The sequence below is a fragment of the Pseudoalteromonas sp. BSi20311 genome, from assembly GCF_000239875.1.
GTDB lineage: Bacteria > Pseudomonadota > Gammaproteobacteria > Enterobacterales > Alteromonadaceae > Pseudoalteromonas.
The window spans coordinates 13,832-32,605 of sequence record NZ_BADU01000121.1; the positions used below are offsets into that span (position 1 = coordinate 13,832).

Annotated in this window: 20 protein-coding genes; 6 read left to right on the forward strand and 14 right to left on the reverse strand. The window is 38.9% G+C overall.

Annotation, left to right across the window (positions count from 1 at the left end; translation table 11 throughout):
• Window positions 1-14: 14 nt before the first annotated feature.
• The 3 genes from P20311_RS13150 to P20311_RS13160 all read right to left on the reverse strand — a co-directional run bounded on the left by P20311_RS13150 (window position 15) and on the right by P20311_RS13160 (window position 1,764).
• Entirely contained in the window at window positions 15-536 is a 522-nt protein-coding gene (locus P20311_RS13150; protein ID WP_008113607.1) for a DUF2937 family protein, read from the reverse strand.
• A 91-nt stretch (window positions 537-627) separates the two neighbouring features.
• Window positions 628-1,104: a nucleoside deaminase gene (locus tag P20311_RS13155; protein WP_008113608.1), complete on the reverse strand. Its 477-nt coding sequence runs from the start codon at window positions 1,102-1,104 to the stop codon at window positions 628-630.
• Between the two features lie 51 nt (window positions 1,105-1,155).
• Entirely contained in the window at window positions 1,156-1,764 is a 609-nt protein-coding gene (locus P20311_RS13160; protein WP_008113609.1) for a heme-binding protein, read from the reverse strand.
• Between the two features lie 145 nt (window positions 1,765-1,909).
• On the opposite strand from P20311_RS13160, the gene P20311_RS13165 reads away from it, so the two are divergent.
• Window positions 1,910-2,410 carry a fasciclin domain-containing protein gene (locus P20311_RS13165; RefSeq protein ID WP_008113610.1) on the forward strand — a complete coding sequence of 167 codons (501 nt, stop codon included), beginning with the start codon at window positions 1,910-1,912 and terminating at the stop codon, window positions 2,408-2,410.
• Window positions 2,411-2,565: 155 nt separating this feature from the next.
• Window positions 2,566-3,279, forward strand: a complete 714-nt coding sequence (locus P20311_RS13170; RefSeq protein WP_008113612.1) for a flagellar brake protein — start codon at window positions 2,566-2,568, stop codon at window positions 3,277-3,279.
• A 66-nt stretch (window positions 3,280-3,345) separates the two neighbouring features.
• On the opposite strand, the gene lepB is transcribed toward P20311_RS13170, so the two are convergent.
• The 5 genes from lepB to aceK form a co-directional block, all read right to left on the reverse strand.
• The gene (lepB, locus tag P20311_RS13175) at window positions 3,346-3,954 is read right to left on the reverse strand and encodes a signal peptidase I (RefSeq protein WP_083830241.1); all 609 of its coding nucleotides are present in this window, start codon (window positions 3,952-3,954) and stop codon (window positions 3,346-3,348) included.
• A 429-nt stretch (window positions 3,955-4,383) separates the two neighbouring features.
• On the reverse strand, window positions 4,384-4,638 hold the full coding sequence (locus tag P20311_RS13180) for a DUF2999 family protein (protein WP_008113615.1): 255 nt from the start codon (window positions 4,636-4,638) through the stop codon (window positions 4,384-4,386).
• Window positions 4,639-4,724: 86 nt separating this feature from the next.
• On the reverse strand, window positions 4,725-5,687 hold the full coding sequence (locus P20311_RS13185) for a zinc-binding dehydrogenase (protein ID WP_008113617.1): 963 nt from the start codon (window positions 5,685-5,687) through the stop codon (window positions 4,725-4,727).
• 28 nt (window positions 5,688-5,715) lie between these two features.
• Window positions 5,716-6,069 carry a hypothetical protein gene (locus P20311_RS13190; RefSeq protein WP_008113618.1) on the reverse strand — a complete coding sequence of 118 codons (354 nt, stop codon included), beginning with the start codon at window positions 6,067-6,069 and terminating at the stop codon, window positions 5,716-5,718.
• 78 nt (window positions 6,070-6,147) lie between these two features.
• Window positions 6,148-7,944: a bifunctional isocitrate dehydrogenase kinase/phosphatase gene (aceK, locus tag P20311_RS13195; protein ID WP_008113620.1), complete on the reverse strand. Its 1,797-nt coding sequence runs from the start codon at window positions 7,942-7,944 to the stop codon at window positions 6,148-6,150.
• 117 nt (window positions 7,945-8,061) lie between these two features.
• Here aceK and P20311_RS13200 point away from each other — a divergent pair, with 117 nt between their 5' ends.
• Window positions 8,062-9,009, forward strand: coding sequence for a LysR family transcriptional regulator (locus tag P20311_RS13200; RefSeq protein ID WP_008113622.1), 948 nt, complete (start codon window positions 8,062-8,064; stop codon window positions 9,007-9,009).
• Window positions 9,010-9,117: 108 nt separating this feature from the next.
• Window positions 9,118-9,564, forward strand: coding sequence for a hypothetical protein (locus P20311_RS13205; protein WP_008113624.1), 447 nt, complete (start codon window positions 9,118-9,120; stop codon window positions 9,562-9,564).
• An 11-nt stretch (window positions 9,565-9,575) separates the two neighbouring features.
• Here P20311_RS13205 and icd read toward each other — a convergent pair whose 3' ends face one another.
• The 4 genes from icd to P20311_RS19310 form a co-directional block, all read right to left on the reverse strand.
• Window positions 9,576-10,826 (reverse strand): NADP-dependent isocitrate dehydrogenase, encoded by a 1,251-nt coding sequence (gene icd / locus P20311_RS13210; RefSeq protein ID WP_008113626.1) that lies wholly within the window; start codon window positions 10,824-10,826, stop codon window positions 9,576-9,578.
• Between the two features lie 95 nt (window positions 10,827-10,921).
• Window positions 10,922-13,618, reverse strand: a complete 2,697-nt coding sequence (locus P20311_RS13215) for a 7TM diverse intracellular signaling domain-containing protein (protein ID WP_008113627.1) — start codon at window positions 13,616-13,618, stop codon at window positions 10,922-10,924.
• 28 nt (window positions 13,619-13,646) lie between these two features.
• Window positions 13,647-14,708 (reverse strand): TonB-dependent receptor, encoded by a 1,062-nt coding sequence (locus P20311_RS19305; RefSeq protein ID WP_370587342.1) that lies wholly within the window; start codon window positions 14,706-14,708, stop codon window positions 13,647-13,649.
• Window positions 14,709-14,723: 15 nt separating this feature from the next.
• The gene (locus tag P20311_RS19310) at window positions 14,724-15,917 is read right to left on the reverse strand and encodes a TonB-dependent receptor plug domain-containing protein (protein WP_008113631.1); all 1,194 of its coding nucleotides are present in this window, start codon (window positions 15,915-15,917) and stop codon (window positions 14,724-14,726) included.
• A 539-nt stretch (window positions 15,918-16,456) separates the two neighbouring features.
• Here P20311_RS19310 and P20311_RS19140 point away from each other — a divergent pair.
• Window positions 16,457-16,624 carry a hypothetical protein gene (locus P20311_RS19140; protein ID WP_007375427.1) on the forward strand — a complete coding sequence of 56 codons (168 nt, stop codon included), beginning with the start codon at window positions 16,457-16,459 and terminating at the stop codon, window positions 16,622-16,624.
• 151 nt (window positions 16,625-16,775) lie between these two features.
• Window positions 16,776-17,579 (forward strand): TIGR02285 family protein, encoded by an 804-nt coding sequence (locus tag P20311_RS13230; protein WP_008113635.1) that lies wholly within the window; start codon window positions 16,776-16,778, stop codon window positions 17,577-17,579.
• Window positions 17,580-17,622: 43 nt separating this feature from the next.
• Here the strand turns inward: P20311_RS13230 and P20311_RS13235 are convergent, their stop codons facing one another.
• Complete coding sequence (locus P20311_RS13235) at window positions 17,623-18,204, reverse strand: YceI family protein (RefSeq protein ID WP_008113637.1); 582 nt, start codon at window positions 18,202-18,204, stop codon at window positions 17,623-17,625.
• A gap of 1 nt (window position 18,205) precedes the next feature.
• Window positions 18,206-18,757 carry a cytochrome b gene (locus tag P20311_RS13240; RefSeq protein WP_008113638.1) on the reverse strand — a complete coding sequence of 184 codons (552 nt, stop codon included), beginning with the start codon at window positions 18,755-18,757 and terminating at the stop codon, window positions 18,206-18,208.
• Between the last annotated feature and the right edge of the window lie 17 nt (window positions 18,758-18,774).

The following is an 18,774-nucleotide window of genomic DNA, read 5'->3' on the forward strand; positions in this document are numbered from 1 at the left end:
TAATCCGTTGACGATCAACTATTGAATTTTACCGCATCGGATGCAATACGTTTTTTACGCCTAACGTATAGAGTATGTGGCAGCATAAGTAATTGATTTAATAAAATAGCTAATACCAATGCAAACAACACTGCACTCGCGGTTAAAGGAATACCTAACTTAAAGTTATTAAGTGTATTTTGTAATCTGTCAAAGCGCTCTGGGGAGAACATATACAGCATTTTTTGCACTAAATTACCTTGTTCAAAAATAGCCATCCCTTTTTTTAAATCAGCAAATTGCAGTAATGTTTGTTGTTTTTGCTTTGCATCGGCTCTGACACTCGGTTCAGTGTTTGCTAAATGACGCTTTATCATTGCTTGTGTACTAGAAAAATTATATTGCTCTGCTGTATCTGCATAGCCATCAACTTGCCACTTGGTAGCATGATACAAGCCCGCTAAATGTTGTTGGTAATGATCACTCAGCTGCGGTAGTTGCAATGAAACAATAAAAGCGCAAGCAAATATTAATTTATCGAACAGGTTAACGATCATAATAATCCCTTGTGCTGCGTTTAATAAAAGTGACTACCGTTAACTATAACAGGTAGTCGCTTTAGTCTAAACACGGTGTGCTGCTGCGCTGTTAATCTGCTTGGTGAAATTGACGATGCAGGTCTTGAACTTGCTCAACAAGTGCTGGTACGGGCCCATAAACAGCAACATTAGGAGCAACCGCTTCAATGGGTAACGGATTAACCGGTGACTTAGTCATTTTGAGATCGTTAAGCCAGCTAGTTAATTGCGCAGATGAACTCACATACATAATTCGGCCTAAACCTACCCATGCATGTGCTGCTGCGCACATAGGGCAATGTTCCCCTGAGGTATACACGGTAGCCCCAGCGCGTTGCTCAGGTGTCATATTATTTGCAGCCCATCGAGCAATTTCAAACTCAGGATGACGTGTATGATCGCCACCCGCAACACGGTTGCGATCTTCCATACATACATTTCCTTTAGCATCTACAAGCACAGAGCCAAACGGTTCATCGCCTGCTTCTAACGCCTCTTTAGCTAGCGCTATGCTACGTTTTAAGTGTATTAAATCAGTTTCGTTCATAATCTTTAAAATCCTTTGACTATCACTTTTGGCTGTATTTTAGTTATGCGCTCAATTTTTATACTGCGCTAACCATAACGCTTTGATCCCTGCTTTTGCAACACGTACATCCTCACTGCCATGAGCACCGCCAACACCCACAGCCCCCACCACAGTATCGTTAATATAAATAGGGACTCCGCCATCCAGTATTAAAATGTTTTCATCCAAATAACGAAGATCTGCCGGAATAGTGCCCTCTTTTATGCCTTTTGCTATAACTGCGGTTTCTCGCTTTTGCGAATTGGCGGTATAGGCTTTTTTATAACTGGCTCTAATAGTATGAACACCTGCAAAGTGGTCACGAAGCACTGCAAGTGTTTGTCCTGATGCATCCACAACAGTAATAGAAACCGCTAAGTTATCTTTTTTAGCGGCAATAGCCGCCGCATTTACAATGCGTTGTGCCATATCACCCGTTAATTGTGCCACCATAGGAATAGTGTGCTGCTGTTGTTGATTAATAGTTACTTGAGTATCAGTTTGACCAGCAAAAGAAACGATTGATGAAAGAGAAGTAAATAGCGCAGTAAAAATAGCCCGTTTTTTCATATTGTTTTTCCACGTTTTAATTAAAAAATATAAAATACACAGACCGTATTGAGTGATAAAAGCTTTCATGTAATCACTAATTTACTTCACTATTTTCATTATGTAAGACGCATTTAATATCCATGCTAAATTTAGCTGCATTTAATAAATGATCGCCTCTTAGCAACACTGCGTAATATTTAACCGATACCTAATCAATTTAAAGGAAAGTAACATGTTTAAAAAAATAGCTTCTGTTCTGACTTTTGTATTTGCAAGTTTAACCCTTTCTACAGCAGCGCATGCCGATCACCATGGTATGAAAAAAGATATTGTTGATGTGGCTGCTGCCAATGGTTCGTTTTCAACCTTGGTTGCCGCTGTAAAAGCCGCTGGCCTAGTTGATACTTTAAAAGGTGAAGGGCCTTTTACTGTTTTTGCACCTACCGATGAGGCTTTTGCAAAACTACCCGCAGGAACCGTTGAAAATCTATTAAAGGCAGAAAATAAAGACAAGTTAGTAGCTATTCTTACTTACCATGTTGTATCGGGTAAAGTGATGGCTGCAGATGTGGTAACACTAACTAGTGCCGCCACTGTGCAAGGCCAATCTGTAAATGTAGCAACTAATAATGGCGCTGTTATGATTAATGACGCAACAGTAGTTAAGGCCGATGTAAAGGCCACTAATGGTGTTATTCATGTAATTGATACCGTTTTGTTGCCAAAAGAGTAATATCTTTCATTTCTCAGCGGAGTAAAATATCTACTCCGCTCTTTGTACCTAGCATAAAGTATTAATACCTTTTTCTAAATGCCCTCTTTAATACTAGTGATTTTTACACTATATTAAAAGATAATTAAGCGTCTGTTAATATTGAGAAAGAGTTTGTGGAAACGAATAACAATAATACCACTGTTGAAGAGAAAGCAACGGAAGAGCAAAAGAAGTTTTTCCTCGATTTACTTCCTGGGAAATTAATTGATATACAATTTAACAACCCTATTCAGGTTCGCTTTAAGCTCACTTTAATCGGTTACGACACCGGTAAATATCTAATATTAAAATACCCTGCTCAAGCAGGTAAAAACGATTACAGCGATATCTTAGTTGAAGGAAAAGGGGCTATTGTCCGTTATATCATCGAAGATGAACGCGGTGAATGTGTGGCTTTTTCAACCAGCATATTAGCGATTTCATTTCGCCCTGAACGATTAATTTATTTAGCCTACCCTAAAAAAATTGAAAGCCGCCAGTTGCGGGAAACAAGTAGACTACCGACTCATATCCCAGCTAAAATTAGTTTAAGCAAAGCTGATACCGATGCCGATAGTAAAAGCTTATTGCACGGGTTAATCATTGATATTTCACCCAGCGGGTGCCGCTTTGCAATACATGTGAGTTCTGGATTTGTTGCACTTAAAAAACGTCAAGTATTTGTGCATATCCTGTCGCCTGTAGATAATAAGTCGGTGATAATTACGTCTTATATCAGAAATAACCAAATGAAAGGTAACCGCCTAAGTGTAGGTATTGAATTTGACGCATCAGAGCAAAGTAAACTTAACACGCTACTCGAAGCGTATTCAATTGATATAGATTAAAAAAACACCACAAAAAACGAATTAAGGCTAACACCTTTATGGTTAACCTTGCTAACAGCAGTTCTATTACTCTAAAGGTTTTAAAAACCTCTCTGTTCTAGGTAAATAATAGTTATCGTGATCAAGCGATACAATCACACGCTCGGCTTTACCTAGTAGTTCATCACGTGGGATGAGCCCTATCACCCTTGAATCGGCACTATTGTCACGGTTATCACCCATGGCTAAATAGTAGTGTTCAGGAATTGTTATTTCGTCAAAGCTCGATAAACGTGATGGTGTATTGGCTACGCGGATTGAATGCTTATAACCATTTAAGTTTTCGATTTTATCTGAAGAAATCGTATTACTTAGCAAATTTGTGTAATTAAGCTTTTCGCCGTTGATTATTAGTTCATTATTTTCAAGCACAATAGTATCTCCAGGTACACCTATTACTCGCTTAATCAAACGGTTATCCGCCACCTTAGAATCAAATACAATAATATCGCCAGTTTGTGGGTCTGCCATTCTTAACAGGGATACATGCGTGAATGGTATACGTAAATCATACGCCATTTTATCGGTAAGGATTCGGTCGCCTTCTTCAATAGTCGGTTTCATTGAGCCTGTTGGTATTTCGTACCAATCGGCGACGGCACTACGAAACACACTCATTAAAATAATGAATACAATAGGGCCTGTTGATCTTTGCGGATTGGAATTTGTTCAAACAAGGGACGATTTAATCGCGGCGCGAGGTTTGTACCCTAGTGGGCTAAGTAAAAACCAAGTAACAAAGAGTTAATCGCTCCTTGGAAGAACCCTTTGGGCAATGGCTGTTTGGCATTGATGCTACGTTATCGCCTATTTATGGGGAATAACCACACCACATAGGCTCTGCCTTGCTTAAATACCAAACAGACTACTGCAAATTCAACCTTGAAAGGTTAACAGGCTCTAAGAACGATTGTTTTTCCAAAATTTATAAAGTCGCTTCATGTTTTTTCTCTGCTATAAGTTAAGTTTTTATCTGACTGTATAAACGCAGAGCCGTTCAAAGGAGTGTGTAACAAAACATGTTTAATGATAGAGACATGTATAAAACATGCCTCTAAAGATGGTTTACTGCTGATTTAACTTGTCTTTCGCTTCTTGTACTTTTGCAAAATCAAGCCCTAATTCATCAGTGGCTTCTTTAATCAAATGCGGTTGAGTCATCACTACAGCCATTAGTTGCTGAAGTTTTTCTGGTGGTATACCTAGCTCTTGCACTAATGCCATCGCCATCATCGGGTTTTGGGTAAATGCTTCAAACAACGCGGCTACTTTTTCATCACTGACGTTGTGCTCTTTTAATATTGCAATAATTGGATTCATTATTTGCCTTAATATTTTATAGTTTCACTAAATTATATGGGCGCACAGCCTAATTAACAATATTAATCCTGCTGTGCTCGTGTATGTCACTCAACCAGCAACACCACTTTACCGGAATTCTCGTTGCGCTCTAAAATAGCATGAGCCTCACTGGCTTGCTGCCATGACATGGTTTTATAAATATTAAAGTCATAGTTGTGGTTGGCAATATCATCATAAAAACGCGCTACAAAAGCATCTCTCAGAGCACGTTTAAACTCAGTACTGCGATTACGTAGCGTCGATGCATGAAACGAAATCCGTTTTTGTAATAAGCGCGCAAAGTCCACCTCTGCAAAGCGCCCGTCTAAAAATGCCAGCATAACAATCTGACAATCCATTGCGGCCACCTTGGCATTTTTATTTAAATAGCTACCAGAAACAGGATCAACAATTGCGTTTGCAGTTAGCTTATGTGATTTCATATAGTCAACAAAGTCGGTGGTTTTATAATTAATTACGTGGTCAGCCCCCAATCTTTTAGCATGTTCACATTTATCGTCCGAACCCGCGGTAATAACTACCTGCGCACCGGCACTTTTTGCCATTTGAATAGCTGCGCCACCAACACCACTGGCACCGGCATGAATAAGCGCCGTTTGCCCTGATTGTAATTTACCTAATTCAAATAGCGCACCAAAGGCAGTCAAATACACCTCACTTATGGCAGCACCTTGGGCCATAGAAATATGATCAGGTAATGCCATTAATTGCTGCGCATCCACCGCCACATATTCACTGTAAGCGCCACCAGCACATAAAGTAAAAATACGCTTACCCTGCCATTTTGGGTCTACCTCACTGCCAAGCTCACATACTGTGCCTGCACACTCCAGTCCTAAAATAGGGCTATCCCCTTCGGGAGCTGGATACTTACCTTGACGCTGCATACAATCAGCGCGGTTAACCCCAATCGCCGCCACTTTTACCAGCACTTCATTGCTATTAATCTTCGGCTTATCAGTTTGCGAAAACGCTAACTGCTGATCTTGATGTGAAATGTACTGCATAAATCTCCTCGTATCCTTGTATTGGGTTTTATTTGATTTTTCGCCACACTTCGGCTTCAACTAGCTGACCATTTTCGGTAAGAGAATGATGCCATAAGTTTCCTGCAACTTTATAATCAAAAGCCATGGTTTTACCCATCAATGATGCAATATTGCCATACTTAAAGGTCTCAATAAATTGCCCATCGGTTAATTTATACTGGCCACCACCAGCATAACTAAATTGGCCATTTTTCTCTGTGATATAGCTAAAATGTGATGCGGTTACTAATTTGACTGAAGTTATCTCTGGGGCTTTAGCAGTGACAAACCCATTTTCTACCGCATATTTTCCTTGAACAAACTCCCCGTGCCTAATAAAGGGTTCGCAAACACTGAGCATGGCAATAAAGTTAAGCCAATGAATATAACAAATTTCATAATAATCCTTATCGTGTTAACTGTGCCTTAAGAAATCAACTCAGCGTTGATTTACTGACATAGTATTAAAACGCCAACTTTGCTTATAAGGATATACATCCGGAAGCTGGCCTTGCTTAATATTTTGCTGGGTCATTTGCCAGTACTTTGCCGTAAATAAATCACTATGATAATGATTAAAATGGCTAAAGGCGCTGCTACTAGCACTAAAAAACACCTTAAATTGACTCGGAAATATATCATTTTGGTCAATATCAAAATAGCTGTGTGAGCTTAATTCTTCTAACGCGTTTTGTGTATTTGGCACGTCTCTAAAATTGCAATCGGTGAGAGGGCAAATTTCATCATAATCATAAAATACTATTCGCCCCCAACGTGTTACGCCGAAGTTTTTCATCAGCATGTCACCAGCAAAAATATTTGCACTGGCAAGCTCTTTTATCGCTTTACCATAATCAAGCATCACTTGCTGAAGTGATTTACTATTACATTGATTGATATACAGGTTGAGCGGTGTCATTTTTCGCTCAACGTAAACATGCTTTAGTATTAAGGCTTTGCCGGAAATGACTAAGCTATCGCCAATGTGTTTTTTCATTTCTATTAGCAGTTCATCACTAAAACGGCTTAAGTCAAATGCAAGGTATCTAAACTCATGAGTGTCAACTAATCGCCCTACTCTGTCAGCTTGTTTTACAAAGTTATATTTATCTTTTACTTGTTGTTTAGTTGCTGTTTTTGGGGCACTAAACTTATCTTTTATTACCTTGTATACATAATCTAGGCCGTCAATGGTAAAAACCAACATCACCATACCTGGAGTCCCTGGCGCTAAATGATACGTGTATTCCTCGGGACTACTTTTAGTGGTATCCACTTTATAACGATAAAACTCGGTTTTGGCATGTTTGATAAAACCAATCGCATTGAATAATTCAAATCGTTGTTTGTGAGGCATTAATACACTGAGGTAATCAACGTAACGGGCAGGTTGGTCGGTATCTACCATAAAATACGTGCGTGCAAAGCCAAATAATAAACTAAGTTGATCAGCCCCCATCATTACTGCATCAATTGTAAGCCCATCGGGGGTATTTAAAATAGCAATTGCAAAGGGCATATTATCGCCATTTTTGGCAATACATCGCCCTATGACATAACATGCCTTATTGCGATAAAAATGCGAGTTAGCGTATTCAATATAACCGTCATTTAGGTTTATTAATTCGTATACTTGTCGACATTGCTGTTGAGCACCTTGTGTTAACGTTGTTTGTAGCTTAGCTAAATCACAAGTTAAATCTTTAAACGGTACTCTAAACACTTGCTCATTTAATAAGGTTTTAATCGCCTGATCAAATCCTGCGGTTAAAGAAATACGACTCACAAGCCCTTCATAGGAGCGTGGCTGCCCTCGGTATTTTGCTTTTAATACAAATAAGTGAACTGTGCGAATTTTTTTATCATCCCAAATAGCGCCAAAGGTAGAATTAAAAAATGTATGCGCAATAGGCTGATTTTCATGTTCTTTTACCATTTCACCATAAATATTTTTAGCCCGTTGCCATGTTTGAGGGCAATTCAATTCATCATAAGCAATCACTCTAACCGCTTCACTTACTTGCTTTACTTGGCGTTCATACACTTGTAAGCGCTCTCGCATTGCTGCTTGCACTTCATGATACTGGCGTTGTTCAAAGCGACTTTGTGCCCCTAAGGTGATATTTAAAAATTGTGCAAACATAGCTTCAAAGCCTGCAAATACCGCTCGGGCTAATTTAGTGGCGACCATGGCTTGTATCGAATGATGTTCATAGGTTAATGGCGTGCTTGGCATGATATAGGCGCTTCTATTTTTAGCAATTATGCTGATTATTTTTTATTAGAGGTTTACACCTTAGCAAGCACACTTTAATTTAGGTAATTAATACAGCAAATAAATAAAATTGATCATATGAATATAAGAAATGTCGACCTCAATCTACTCGTCTATTTAAATGTATTAATAGATGAAAAAAGCGTATCTAAAGCAGCTAATAAACTCGCGCTTACCCAACCTGCGATGAGTAATGCGTTAAAACGTTTAAGAGATTTATTTGATGACCCTTTGCTAGTGCGTGCAGCTGGCTCTATGACTCCCACCGCCAAAGCGCTGTCGCTTAAACCTGAAATTGAAGCACTGCTTAAAATGGCCGAAGAGATCACCCAACCAAGCGAGCAATTTGACCCAGCGACTGCACATGTTACATTTCGTATTATGGCAAACGATTATTTAGAGTCGACCCTCATAGCCCCCTTTATTTGCGAGCAACTAGCTAAAAAACCGGGCATTGACTTCGATGTACTTAGCCCCAGCGATGTAAACTTACAAGATATGGAAAAAGGCACCATTGATTTGGCAATAAATCGCTTTAATGGCCTGCCGCGCTCTTTTCATCAGGCTACTGTATGGCGAGATAACTATTGTTGTTTAACCCACCCAAATAATGCTTTTTTAACGGATGCTAACTTAAATCAATATCTACAAAGCGAACATATTTGGGTTAACCGAGCAGGCTGGGGGCCAGAGCCCGCGGTGACCAATAAATCAGGTAAACAGAAATTAGGCTGGGTAGATGAAGCTTTGTGGCAATTAGAGCAAACCCGTAAAATACGTGTATTTACTCGTCATTACATGATTGCCAGCTTACTGTGTCAATCTGAGCAACTCATAGCAACGCTGCCGCGTCGTCAAGCAAAACTATTAACCAGGCACACTAATTTAGTGATTAGCCCGGTACCATTTCAAGTCGTGCCCATAGAAGTAAAAATGATTTGGAGCCCGTTATTACACCATACACCGGCGCATCAATGGCTTAGACGTGAGTTATTAGCGTTCGCAAATACAGTGGTTGATAGGTAAAACATTAAATATTGATTAAATCAATATCAGTTATTGAAAACAACAATTTCATTAATATTACACTTAGCGCTACAGTGAAGTTAAGCCAACAAACTAAGAGTAATAATTATGCAAACATCAGCAAGCTTCACACAACAAGACGGGTTATTCATTGATGCAAATTTACATCAATTCATTGAACAACAATTGTGCCCAAATACACCGCTTGAGACGGGTCACGTTTACCAGTCACTTGCCACATTAGTTGATGAATTCGGCTGTAAATGTCGTAAAAATAAACATAAAGAAAACGATATTCTCGACGTAAACACTTTATTAAGTGCCTATCAACGTAAAAGCCATCCTCATTGCCATGTTGATGCACAAACAACTGCGGCCGTATTAGATGAATACTGTTGTCAAGTACCTGCCATTATTGTAGTTGCGTTAATGGATACCCTCAGTGGCACTGTATGTGATGAGCCAAGCGCACATGAGCTTTACCACAGAGCAGCAGAGCTAACAGAGCGCCCATGCGTTCATCGTCAAGCAACTGCTAACGCTTCAGCAGCTTAAAATGCAGTCGTTTAAAAATGCTCGATAACCTTATTAGCAAACTGTTTGCAGCTTAAGGTTGTCGAGTTATGGCTTGATTGGGCCAAATCAAAAGTTACCTGCCCACTGGCAAATGTCATTTCTAAGGCGTTTTCGATTAAACATGCCGCTTCAACCCATCCCATAAATTTTAGCATTAGCACCGCGCTTAATAAGCTACTACTTGGGTTTGCCTTATCTTGACCAGCTATTCGCTCGAACGTGCCATGGGTCGGCTCAAAAAAAGCCACCTCTGTATTTAAATTGGCGGCAGGCATAATCCCTACCCCCCCCACTTGTGCACTGAGCATATCGGCTAAAAAGTCACCATTTTGATTTGTGGTAGCCACCACATCAAATTGCGCGGGATCCATTAAGCATTGCTGCAACATATTATCGGCAATCACTTCTTTAATAATCAAAGGGGGGAGATTGGTTCGTTGTATTTCAAGCCAACGCCCATTTTCATGTTCATTAGCATTGTATTCTTGTTTGGCAAGCGCAAAGCCCCAGCGTTTAAACGCTCCATCGGTAAACTTAAGAACATTACCTTTGTGCACTAACGTAAGCGACTCCCTTTCGTTTTTAAGAGCATAATTAATGGCATAGCGTATTAACCGCTCTGACCCTTCTTTAGATATATTTTTAATCCCAATACCACACTCTTGAGTAAAACGAAGCCGGGTTACCCCCATTTCTTCACACAAAAAATCGAGCATTTTTTCACTTTCAACACTCCCCGCCTGCCATTCAATTCCTGAATATACGTCTTCACTGCTATCGCGCAGTACGGTAATGTTAGTGGTAAAGGGGTCTTTTAATGGCGAGGGTAAGGCACTAAAGCCTTTTATAGTGCGCATATTAACAAATAAATCCATTTCATGGCGAAGTGCAACATTAAGAGATCGAAATCCACCGCCTAGGGGAGTGGTTAGTGGGCCTTTAATCGCAATTTTGCATTCACGCACTGCATTAATGGTTTCTTGAGGGAACCAGTCGCCATCATAAAGCTTGGCAGCTTGTTCACCATTATAAACCTGCATCCAATGTATCTTAAGTTTCTTGCCATAACAATGTTCTATGGCAGCATCCACTACTTGACGCATTACTGGCATCACATCTAAGCCAACACCATCACCGTCAATATAGGCAATAATAGGTTGTTCGGGTATATGCCACTGTCCTTGATCATCAATGTGAATATTTTCGCCATTGTCTGGCACCTTAATATGTTGATACTGCATACGTCCTCCTACAAGAGAATATATTTAAGCATGCATAACCCTACTTGTCTTCATAACAAAGCGTATAGCGGTTATTCAACGATAAAATGTAAAATTTAAGGTGCTTTTTTAACGGTTAAAATAACGTCAATCGCATTGAGTAGAGCCTCAACTTGTTGTATGTCGAAAGCGTCAGGTGAAGACTTTAAGTTTGTTTCAAAATCAACAGCCTGTTTATACAACGCTTGACACTCAAACATTCCAGCCGTTCCTTTGATCATATGCACGCTGCGTGCAAAACCCGTTATATCACCCTGCTTAAATTGAGACACTAACGTGTCTTTTTGTTTATTTAACCCTTTAATATATTCTTGCTTGAGTAGTGCAAACTCCTCATCGGGTAGCTTAATGTTTTCGCATATATCAATATCAAGGTAACTTGCAATTTTACTACTAAAACAGCTTCTATCTATAGGTTTGGCAATATGATCAGTAAAACCTTGTTTTAAATAGCGATCAATTTCATGCTTCATCGTGTTAGCAGTGAGCGCCACAATGGGTGTTGTTACCCCTGTTGCTTGTATAATCTTAATTGCTTGCTCACCATCCATAATTGGCATTTGAATATCTAATAAAATTAAGTCGAAGCTTTCATCCATCGCTGCTTGCGCTGCATCTCGACCATTTTCAACAGCTACAACGGTTAACCCCATCCGCTCTAAAATTCGCTTAATAAGCTGACGATTTTCTGGATGGTCTTCAGCCACAAGTACTCTACCCACTAAATTTCGCTGACTATTATTTAAAAATAGCTCTTTGGTTTGTGGTTTACGTATATCGTCAAATGCGTTAACCCATTGCGTATGTTCGGTTGTATTTAACTCCATAGTAAAGCAAAACTCGCTACCCCTACCTACCACAGAAAATACAGTAATATCGCCATTTAGTTTATTTGCTAAGCTTTTTGATATATTTAAGCCAAGTCCAGTACCACCGTATTTACGAGAAATTGACGAGTCAGCTTGGTGAAAGGGAGTAAATAGGTCTTTTTGCTCGCTTTCGGTCATACCAATACCGGTGTCTTCAACTTTAATTATTAGTTGCTTTTGATTGCAACTCACCGTCAGCATTATGTAGCCCTGGGTAGTAAATTTAAGTGCATTGGTTGCTAAATTTAATAATATTTGCCTAAGTCGAGTTGGATCTGAGACTATCCAATCTGGTAATGGAAATTGATAATCAACTTTGAATTTTAAGCCTTTATCGCGGATTTGCTTTCCTAGTAATGATTCAATTTCAGCAATAGTGGCAAACAAATCCGTTTCAACTAATTCTATCTCTAAACGGTTAGCCTCAATTTTCGACATATCCAAAATATCGTTAATTAGCCCAAGTACATGACGACTGTTTTGCAAAATCACCCTGATCCCATGATTTCTTTCATGAGGCTGTATATCACCTAAAATTATCCCATCAGCATAACCAATAATGGATGTCATTGGGGTGCGGATCTCATGGCTCATGTTAGCTAAAAATCGACTTTTAGCTTCACTTGCATCACGAAGCTCCTCCGCCAATTGTTGTAACTCTTGGGTGCGCAGCTTAACCTTGTGTTCCAAATTTTTAGTCAATTCAACATTCTGATGATGCAAAATACTGAATTTATTTGCGACAGCAAAAGCAAGTAATACCGCATCGAGCGCTGTGCCAATAAGCCCAAGTAAATAGAGATCCATTTTTATTGGCTCAATAATTCCTAGATTAGTTAAATTGCCAACCATATTAGGAATGGCCATAGCCAAATAGGCGAGAACAAAATAGCGAGCCGGCTTAAAGCCACTGATCCAGCTTCGTATACCAACAACCATACCTAAAGATAAAGTTGCCCCTGTTACTAAAGTGGCCCAAGTAAAGCCAAAACCAGGCCAAACCATTGCAAAAGGTGCGCCTGCTGTGGCAACAATGCCTAGGTAGATTGATAATCGAGATAACTTAGGAGACGTGTCTTTTAATTTAAGTAAGCTGTTAAAAAATAAAATATTTGTGATGGGAATTAAAGTAAAACCTAACCAATGAAAATGGGCATTGTAAAAACCAAAAATTTGATCCGGTATATGAAAAAACTGACTCCAAGCCAACACCCAGCATGCTGTGAACATGGCGTAGTACAAATGGGTTTTATCTCTATCACCCAAGTAAATAAGAAAGTTATATAAACCTAACGCAATACCAACCCCAAAGCACAGCAACATAATCATGTTGTCTGAGGTTTTTCTTACAAAAAAATCGTCATAAGATGAAAGCACTAATTTTGGGGGAGTATAAAAGTATTCACTTTGAAATTTTGCAATTAACACATAGGAGCCATCAGGCGTAAGCTTCACTTTATTACCATAGTGAAATGCAAACTCATTGGGATAAAGCCCCCCAGTTACATACTCCTTTATTGGCTCATCAAAGGTCGACATATCATAGATACGGGTTTCGATTTTTGAAAGTAGCGTGTTATACGGATAGAGCACCAGTTCATTTAAGTCAGTTTTATTTTCAAGTGCTATAACAAACCAAAAACTACCACCAAAAAAAGACGTTCTTGATTGTGGCTGTTTATTTTCAAGCCACGTTTCAATTTCAGTATGGTTTCGGGGGAAAGCCCCATCCGTTCCCTGAAATACATGACCTTGACGGAGTAAATCAGTATCTTGTTGTTTTAAAGTATACGTAAAAGGAGCAAGTGTATCTGCCTGCGCTAAGTTGCTAAAGCACAAAAATACACAATATAAAAATAGCTTTAGAACTGCCTTCATTGGCATACTTGGCACCTTAATTTAAAAACTGAAATTAAAACTGATAACTAACATCCAAACCAAAACGCCTGCCTTCACCTTTAAAGTCTTCAAGCATGCCTAGGAAAGAGCTTAAATCAAATTTTAAGTGACTATATTGCGTACCAAAAAGGTTTTTCCCCCAAATAGCAATCGCCCAGTTATCATGTTGATAATGTATGTTTGCGTTAAAAATACTATAGCCATCTTGCATCGCATAAGGGTTTTGATTCTGATCAAAATAATAGTCGGATTGATAATCAACTAATAATTGCGTTGTTAGTGGGTGATTAGCCAGCACGTGCGTGTATTCAATGCCTGCACTGAGATTCCATTTTGAGGTAAATGGTAAGCGATTATCAGTTAATGCGTTACCTAAAGGATCAACATATTCTTCAAACTCTGCATGGGGTATATAACCCATAGCAAACTTAACATTCAAATCATCGGTCATCCAATACTCAAAATCTGCCTCTAGGCCATATATAGTCGAGTCAGCCACATTTTCTAATAATTGAATAGGCGGGCTCTGTTCAGATACTGAAGGCTGATTCATAAACACTTGTTGATCATTATAATCATAATAAAAAACAGCCCAATTAAATCGCATGCCCAACTGTGGCCACCAAGACTTTGAGCCAATTTCATGTGAGTTCAATCGTTCTTTTTGATAATCAGCAAGCTGTGCTTGTTCAACTGATGATAAAAACCCACCGTTATAGCCTCCGCTTTTCGCGCCATTAGCAAATCGATAATAAGCATAGGTTGCATCATCCAGCTTAACGTTCACACCCAACTGACCAGAAATGCCATTGTCTGACTGCTCTCCCTGAACACGATAAAATGGCACCTTAACTCCGGTTAAATCGTTCGGATCTAAAATAATATTAAGCTGAGACGTTGAGTCGTAATCTAAAGACTCATAAGAATAACGAAGCCCAGCGGTAATTAGCCAATCTTGATTTAATTGATAGTCAAGTTGCGAAAACGCTGCAACACTCTTTGTTTTTATATTATTGTCATAGAAAAAAGTAGCGGTTAAATCTGTCGGTAAAATGCCTCGATAATCTCGTAAAATATCATTTACATTATCTTAAATAATAGACTCATCAGCATAGTAAATTCCCGTTGTAAGAAAATGCTCTGCGAGCTGAGATTGCAACCGAAATTCCTGCGTTACTAAATCAGTATTTAAACCTAAATTACCTTCACATAACCGTGCTGGAGAGCCATCACAGTTAAAGGCATGATCACGCTTTAACTTGTTATAGCTAGTTAGTGAAATAAGCTCATTGTGTGAGTCCAACTGCCAATTTACATGGGCACTAATCCCCTTACCATCGGTTTTATGTGGCGAATTATTATTAACGCTTACAGTATAAAAATCATCACTGCCATCATTAAATCCAAAGTTATCAAAACAGTTGGTTGAACCTGCTTGTGCTGGCGAGCACCGCTCTCCAGTCAGCGGATTAGCAATAACTCCAATACTGCCAACAGGCTGAACTATGCCATCCCAATCGGAAATATGCCCTTTTATCAACAACTGCACAGTGTCAAAGTCAGCTAAAAAAGATACTCGACCATTTGTTTGCCGCATGCCCGCTGTTGGTGAATCAGCAAAAATATTGTTTGTAGAATAATCATAATTTTGATGGTTTAGCGCAACACGAACGGCTGTGTCTTCTCCAATAGCCGAATTAAACATAGCATCAACACTGGTTGCATTATTATTAGCAACACCTGTACTTAAATAACCACTTTGTTCAAACTCAGGGCGTTTAGAGCGGATTAAAATAGCCCCACCAGTGGAATTACGACCAAATAAAGTTCCTTGAGGGCCGCGCAAAATGTCAATCTGCTCAATATCAAATAAGTTAACAATTTGGTTACTGGCAGAGCCCACTGCTATTTCATCAACATACATAGCCACCGGCGATGTATTCGCGGTGTTGTAATCAACTAGCCCTACGCCACGAATATTAACTGCTGGCGGTGTACCTTCCGCCGCGTTTTGACTAATTTTTAAATTAGGGGCAAATACAGATAACTCAGTCGAATCTTTAACGTGTTGCGCTTTGAGATCCCCCCCTTTTATTGTGCTTACAGAAATGCCGACTTCTTCAATTTTTTGCGCTCTTTTTTGCGCATAAACCTCGATGATTTCCATATTCGGTTGGTCATCATTTCCACCCTCTACAACTACTTTTGCCTGCAGTGGCAGTAAAAAGCCTGGTAAGCATACCAACCATAGGTTTTTATTAAGAAGCTTGCCTTTATTTTTCATTTCACGTGACCTTTACGCTTAACAAATGTAAACAATATGTTTAAGTACATACTAATCAACCAATTAAACTGTGCTGTAAAAATATTTTAATTTTTAATGGCTACAAATGTATTTTTCCAGCATTTGCGTGGATACTGCGCAAACATAGCAAATTAATATTTAAAGATAGCCTCAGGTTAGGATTATAGGAAAAGACAGACTGCCTACATGAAAGTTTTATACTATTCAAAGTATTTTAATAAATTGCTTGCAAAGAAAAATGTTGTGACGTAATATTGCTGCTTGGCTATAAAAAGCCCTAGCGGTTAACCTCTTTACCCTGATCCAGTAAGCCCCGCAAAACGTATATTCAAAAGCTAAGTTATTGTACGGCGAGAACCCCTATTAATACCTTGATGATTTATTTTAATATCATCGTAAAAGTGTCATAAAGATCGTCAACACTGTAATGAAGCTAAACACAATGTGATTATTTATCATCTGTAATGTGCTTTAAGAAAAAGCCCAGAATAAATAACAAAAATAAAGTGAGTTTTATTATGTCATACAAATATAACGGATCTATGATCCAAATAGCACATCCAGTGCAATCAATTTCGGTTAACAAACATCGTGTAATCTTTAGTGATACACAGGGTTTGAAAAATGCGTTGTTTCAAAAAGCAAGCGATGCACGTCAATTTGTAAAATGGCTGAAAGCCAGCTAGTTATTCATAAGTTAAACACTTATAAATAAATTTAAAATGCCAGCATAAAGCTGGCATTTTACTTTTTGGGATATTATTGACTACACTTAAATTCATGTTTAATTATTCGTTGTAGTGTAAATGCAGTTTTCGTGGTTAATACTATTCGTCTGTGTATTTTTTGAGCACAACGTGTGATGCCAGAACAATAAAATGGTTAACGCATGACTTTGCGCCCTATTACATTTTAAGCGGTCCGGATAAATCTCAGGGACGTGATGAAAGTATTATTTCGCTGTTAGAGCAACAACTCCCGCATATTAACTTTGAACGAGTCATTATCCCCTCTGGTAAAGTCATTCAGGAACTTGCAAACCAGCAATCTAATGCTTGTGCATTATCACTTTATAAAAACAAATACCGAGAAGAGCGTGTTTATTTCACGCATCAAAGCTCTACAGCAGGTCTTTCTCCCTCTATTGCCATGCATCAAAAGCTGAGTGCTGCGCTAGATATCGAAAGCAGTGAGTCGGTGTCATTAACTCATTTATTAGTGAAAAAACAACTCACCTTAGGTGTATCGATGAATCGCTCATACGGCAGCGAGATTGATAAAATAATTAATACCACACCTAATACAAACATCGTTATTAGACCCACTCGCGATACCCTGAGTACATTAACTTATATGCTTAATTTAGAGCGAATTGATATTTTGCTAGGTTATCCCAGTGAGCATTATTACTTAGCAAAAACGATGGGGTTTACTGATAATTTAACGCAGCGTATGCTAACAGAAGCACCAAAAATTAGTTACGGTTATATTGGCTGCACTAAAAACGAGCAAGGCGCAGAAGATATTGCCACACTCAATCAGCAACTAAAAATGCTTAAACAAACTAAAGAATATAAGCAGGTATTAACTCGGTGGCTGCCGAATGATTTAAAGCCAAAACTGACTCTACATTTACAGTAAAAAGCTAAGCGAGATCGCGCTTAGCTTTAACTATAAAACGGTATTATTGACGAATACCTTCAATAAATAACCCAATATCAACATGCGTTGACGCAGGGCCTAAGTCGTAATCAATACCATAGTCGGCCAACTTTAAGCTGGTTTCACCTTCAAAACCAACACGGTAACCACCCCATGGATCTTGACCTTCACCAATTTTATCTATTTCAAAGCTAATTGTCTTTGTAACGCCATGAAGGGTAAACTCACCGGTTACTGTCGCTTCTTCACCGTCTTGATCAAACTTAATGGCAGTGCTTTTAAAGCTAGCCTGTGGGTATTTGCTTACGTTTAAAAAGTCACCACCGCGTAAGTGTTTATCTCGTTCGGCATGGTTTGAATCTAGGCTTGCTGTGTCGATATTTACACTAATTTGAGATGCGTTTGGGTTCTTAGCGTCGTAGTTAAACTGTCCATCAAAGGTGTTAAAGCGCCCATGCAACCAACTGTAACCTAAATGTTTAATTTTAAAATTAACAAAGGCATGTGCTCCTTTGGTATCAATAACATAATCTGCAGCATTGGCATGGGTAGCCGTCATAAACATCGCTGCTGATAACGCTGAAGTTAATAATAACTTTTTCATTTTAAGCTTCCTTTTGTAATTTGATCATTCTAATTAATGTTTTATCTTTATCAATAAAGTGGTGTTTTAACGCACCCAAAATATGCAGCACCACAAACCCTATCAGTAAGCATGCGCTGTAATAATGAATCTGCCCTGCTATATCCGCCTGGGAATCAAAGGTAAAGTCGATGGCTTTCACATAAAACAAGCCAAACACTTCGATTGGTCGTCCATCAGCAGTAGAAATTAAGTATCCAGACACCATAATGATCACTAAAAACAAATACATTAAAATATGTGCCGTTTGCGCGAGCTGGTTTAATTGTGTGTTGGTACCAATAGGGCTAGGTTTTACATTAAATCGACGCCATAACAGTCTAAAAACAAATACAGCGGCTAAACTTAGCCCTATGCTTTTATGTAAATCTAATGAGCCTTTGTACCAGCTATCGTAGTAAGTTAGCTCAACCATATATAAACCTAAACCAAACAAACCAAAGATGGTCAGCGCCATTAGCCAGTGTAAAAGTATAGCCACTAAGCCATAACCGGTTTTTGAGTTTTTAAACATTGCCTATTGCCAATCCC

Excerpts from the sequence above, each read along its gene's own strand:
- P20311_RS13200 (WP_008113622.1), top strand. The coding sequence starts at position 8,062 with ATGAATATAAGAAATGTCGACCTCAATCTACTCGTCTATTTAAATGTA.
- aceK (WP_008113620.1), bottom strand. The coding sequence starts at position 7,944 with ATGCCAAGCACGCCATTAACCTATGAACATCATTCGATACAAGCCATG.
- icd (WP_008113626.1), bottom strand. The coding sequence starts at position 10,826 with ATGCAGTATCAACATATTAAGGTGCCAGACAATGGCGAAAATATTCAC.
- P20311_RS19140 (WP_007375427.1), top strand. The coding sequence starts at position 16,457 with ATGTCATACAAATATAACGGATCTATGATCCAAATAGCACATCCAGTG.
- P20311_RS13180 (WP_008113615.1), bottom strand. The coding sequence starts at position 4,638 with ATGAATCCAATTATTGCAATATTAAAAGAGCACAACGTCAGTGATGAA.
- P20311_RS13215 (WP_008113627.1), bottom strand. The coding sequence starts at position 13,618 with ATGCCAATGAAGGCAGTTCTAAAGCTATTTTTATATTGTGTATTTTTG.
- P20311_RS13150 (WP_008113607.1), bottom strand. The coding sequence starts at position 536 with ATGATCGTTAACCTGTTCGATAAATTAATATTTGCTTGCGCTTTTATT.
- P20311_RS13240 (WP_008113638.1), bottom strand. The coding sequence starts at position 18,757 with ATGTTTAAAAACTCAAAAACCGGTTATGGCTTAGTGGCTATACTTTTA.
- P20311_RS13185 (WP_008113617.1), bottom strand. The coding sequence starts at position 5,687 with ATGCAGTACATTTCACATCAAGATCAGCAGTTAGCGTTTTCGCAAACT.
- P20311_RS13165 (WP_008113610.1), top strand. The coding sequence starts at position 1,910 with ATGTTTAAAAAAATAGCTTCTGTTCTGACTTTTGTATTTGCAAGTTTA.
- P20311_RS13205 (WP_008113624.1), top strand. The coding sequence starts at position 9,118 with ATGCAAACATCAGCAAGCTTCACACAACAAGACGGGTTATTCATTGAT.
- P20311_RS19310 (WP_008113631.1), bottom strand. The coding sequence starts at position 15,917 with ATGAAAAATAAAGGCAAGCTTCTTAATAAAAACCTATGGTTGGTATGC.
- P20311_RS13155 (WP_008113608.1), bottom strand. The coding sequence starts at position 1,104 with ATGAACGAAACTGATTTAATACACTTAAAACGTAGCATAGCGCTAGCT.
- P20311_RS13235 (WP_008113637.1), bottom strand. The coding sequence starts at position 18,204 with ATGAAAAAGTTATTATTAACTTCAGCGTTATCAGCAGCGATGTTTATG.
- P20311_RS13160 (WP_008113609.1), bottom strand. The coding sequence starts at position 1,764 with ATGAAAGCTTTTATCACTCAATACGGTCTGTGTATTTTATATTTTTTA.
- P20311_RS13190 (WP_008113618.1), bottom strand. The coding sequence starts at position 6,069 with ATGCTCAGTGTTTGCGAACCCTTTATTAGGCACGGGGAGTTTGTTCAA.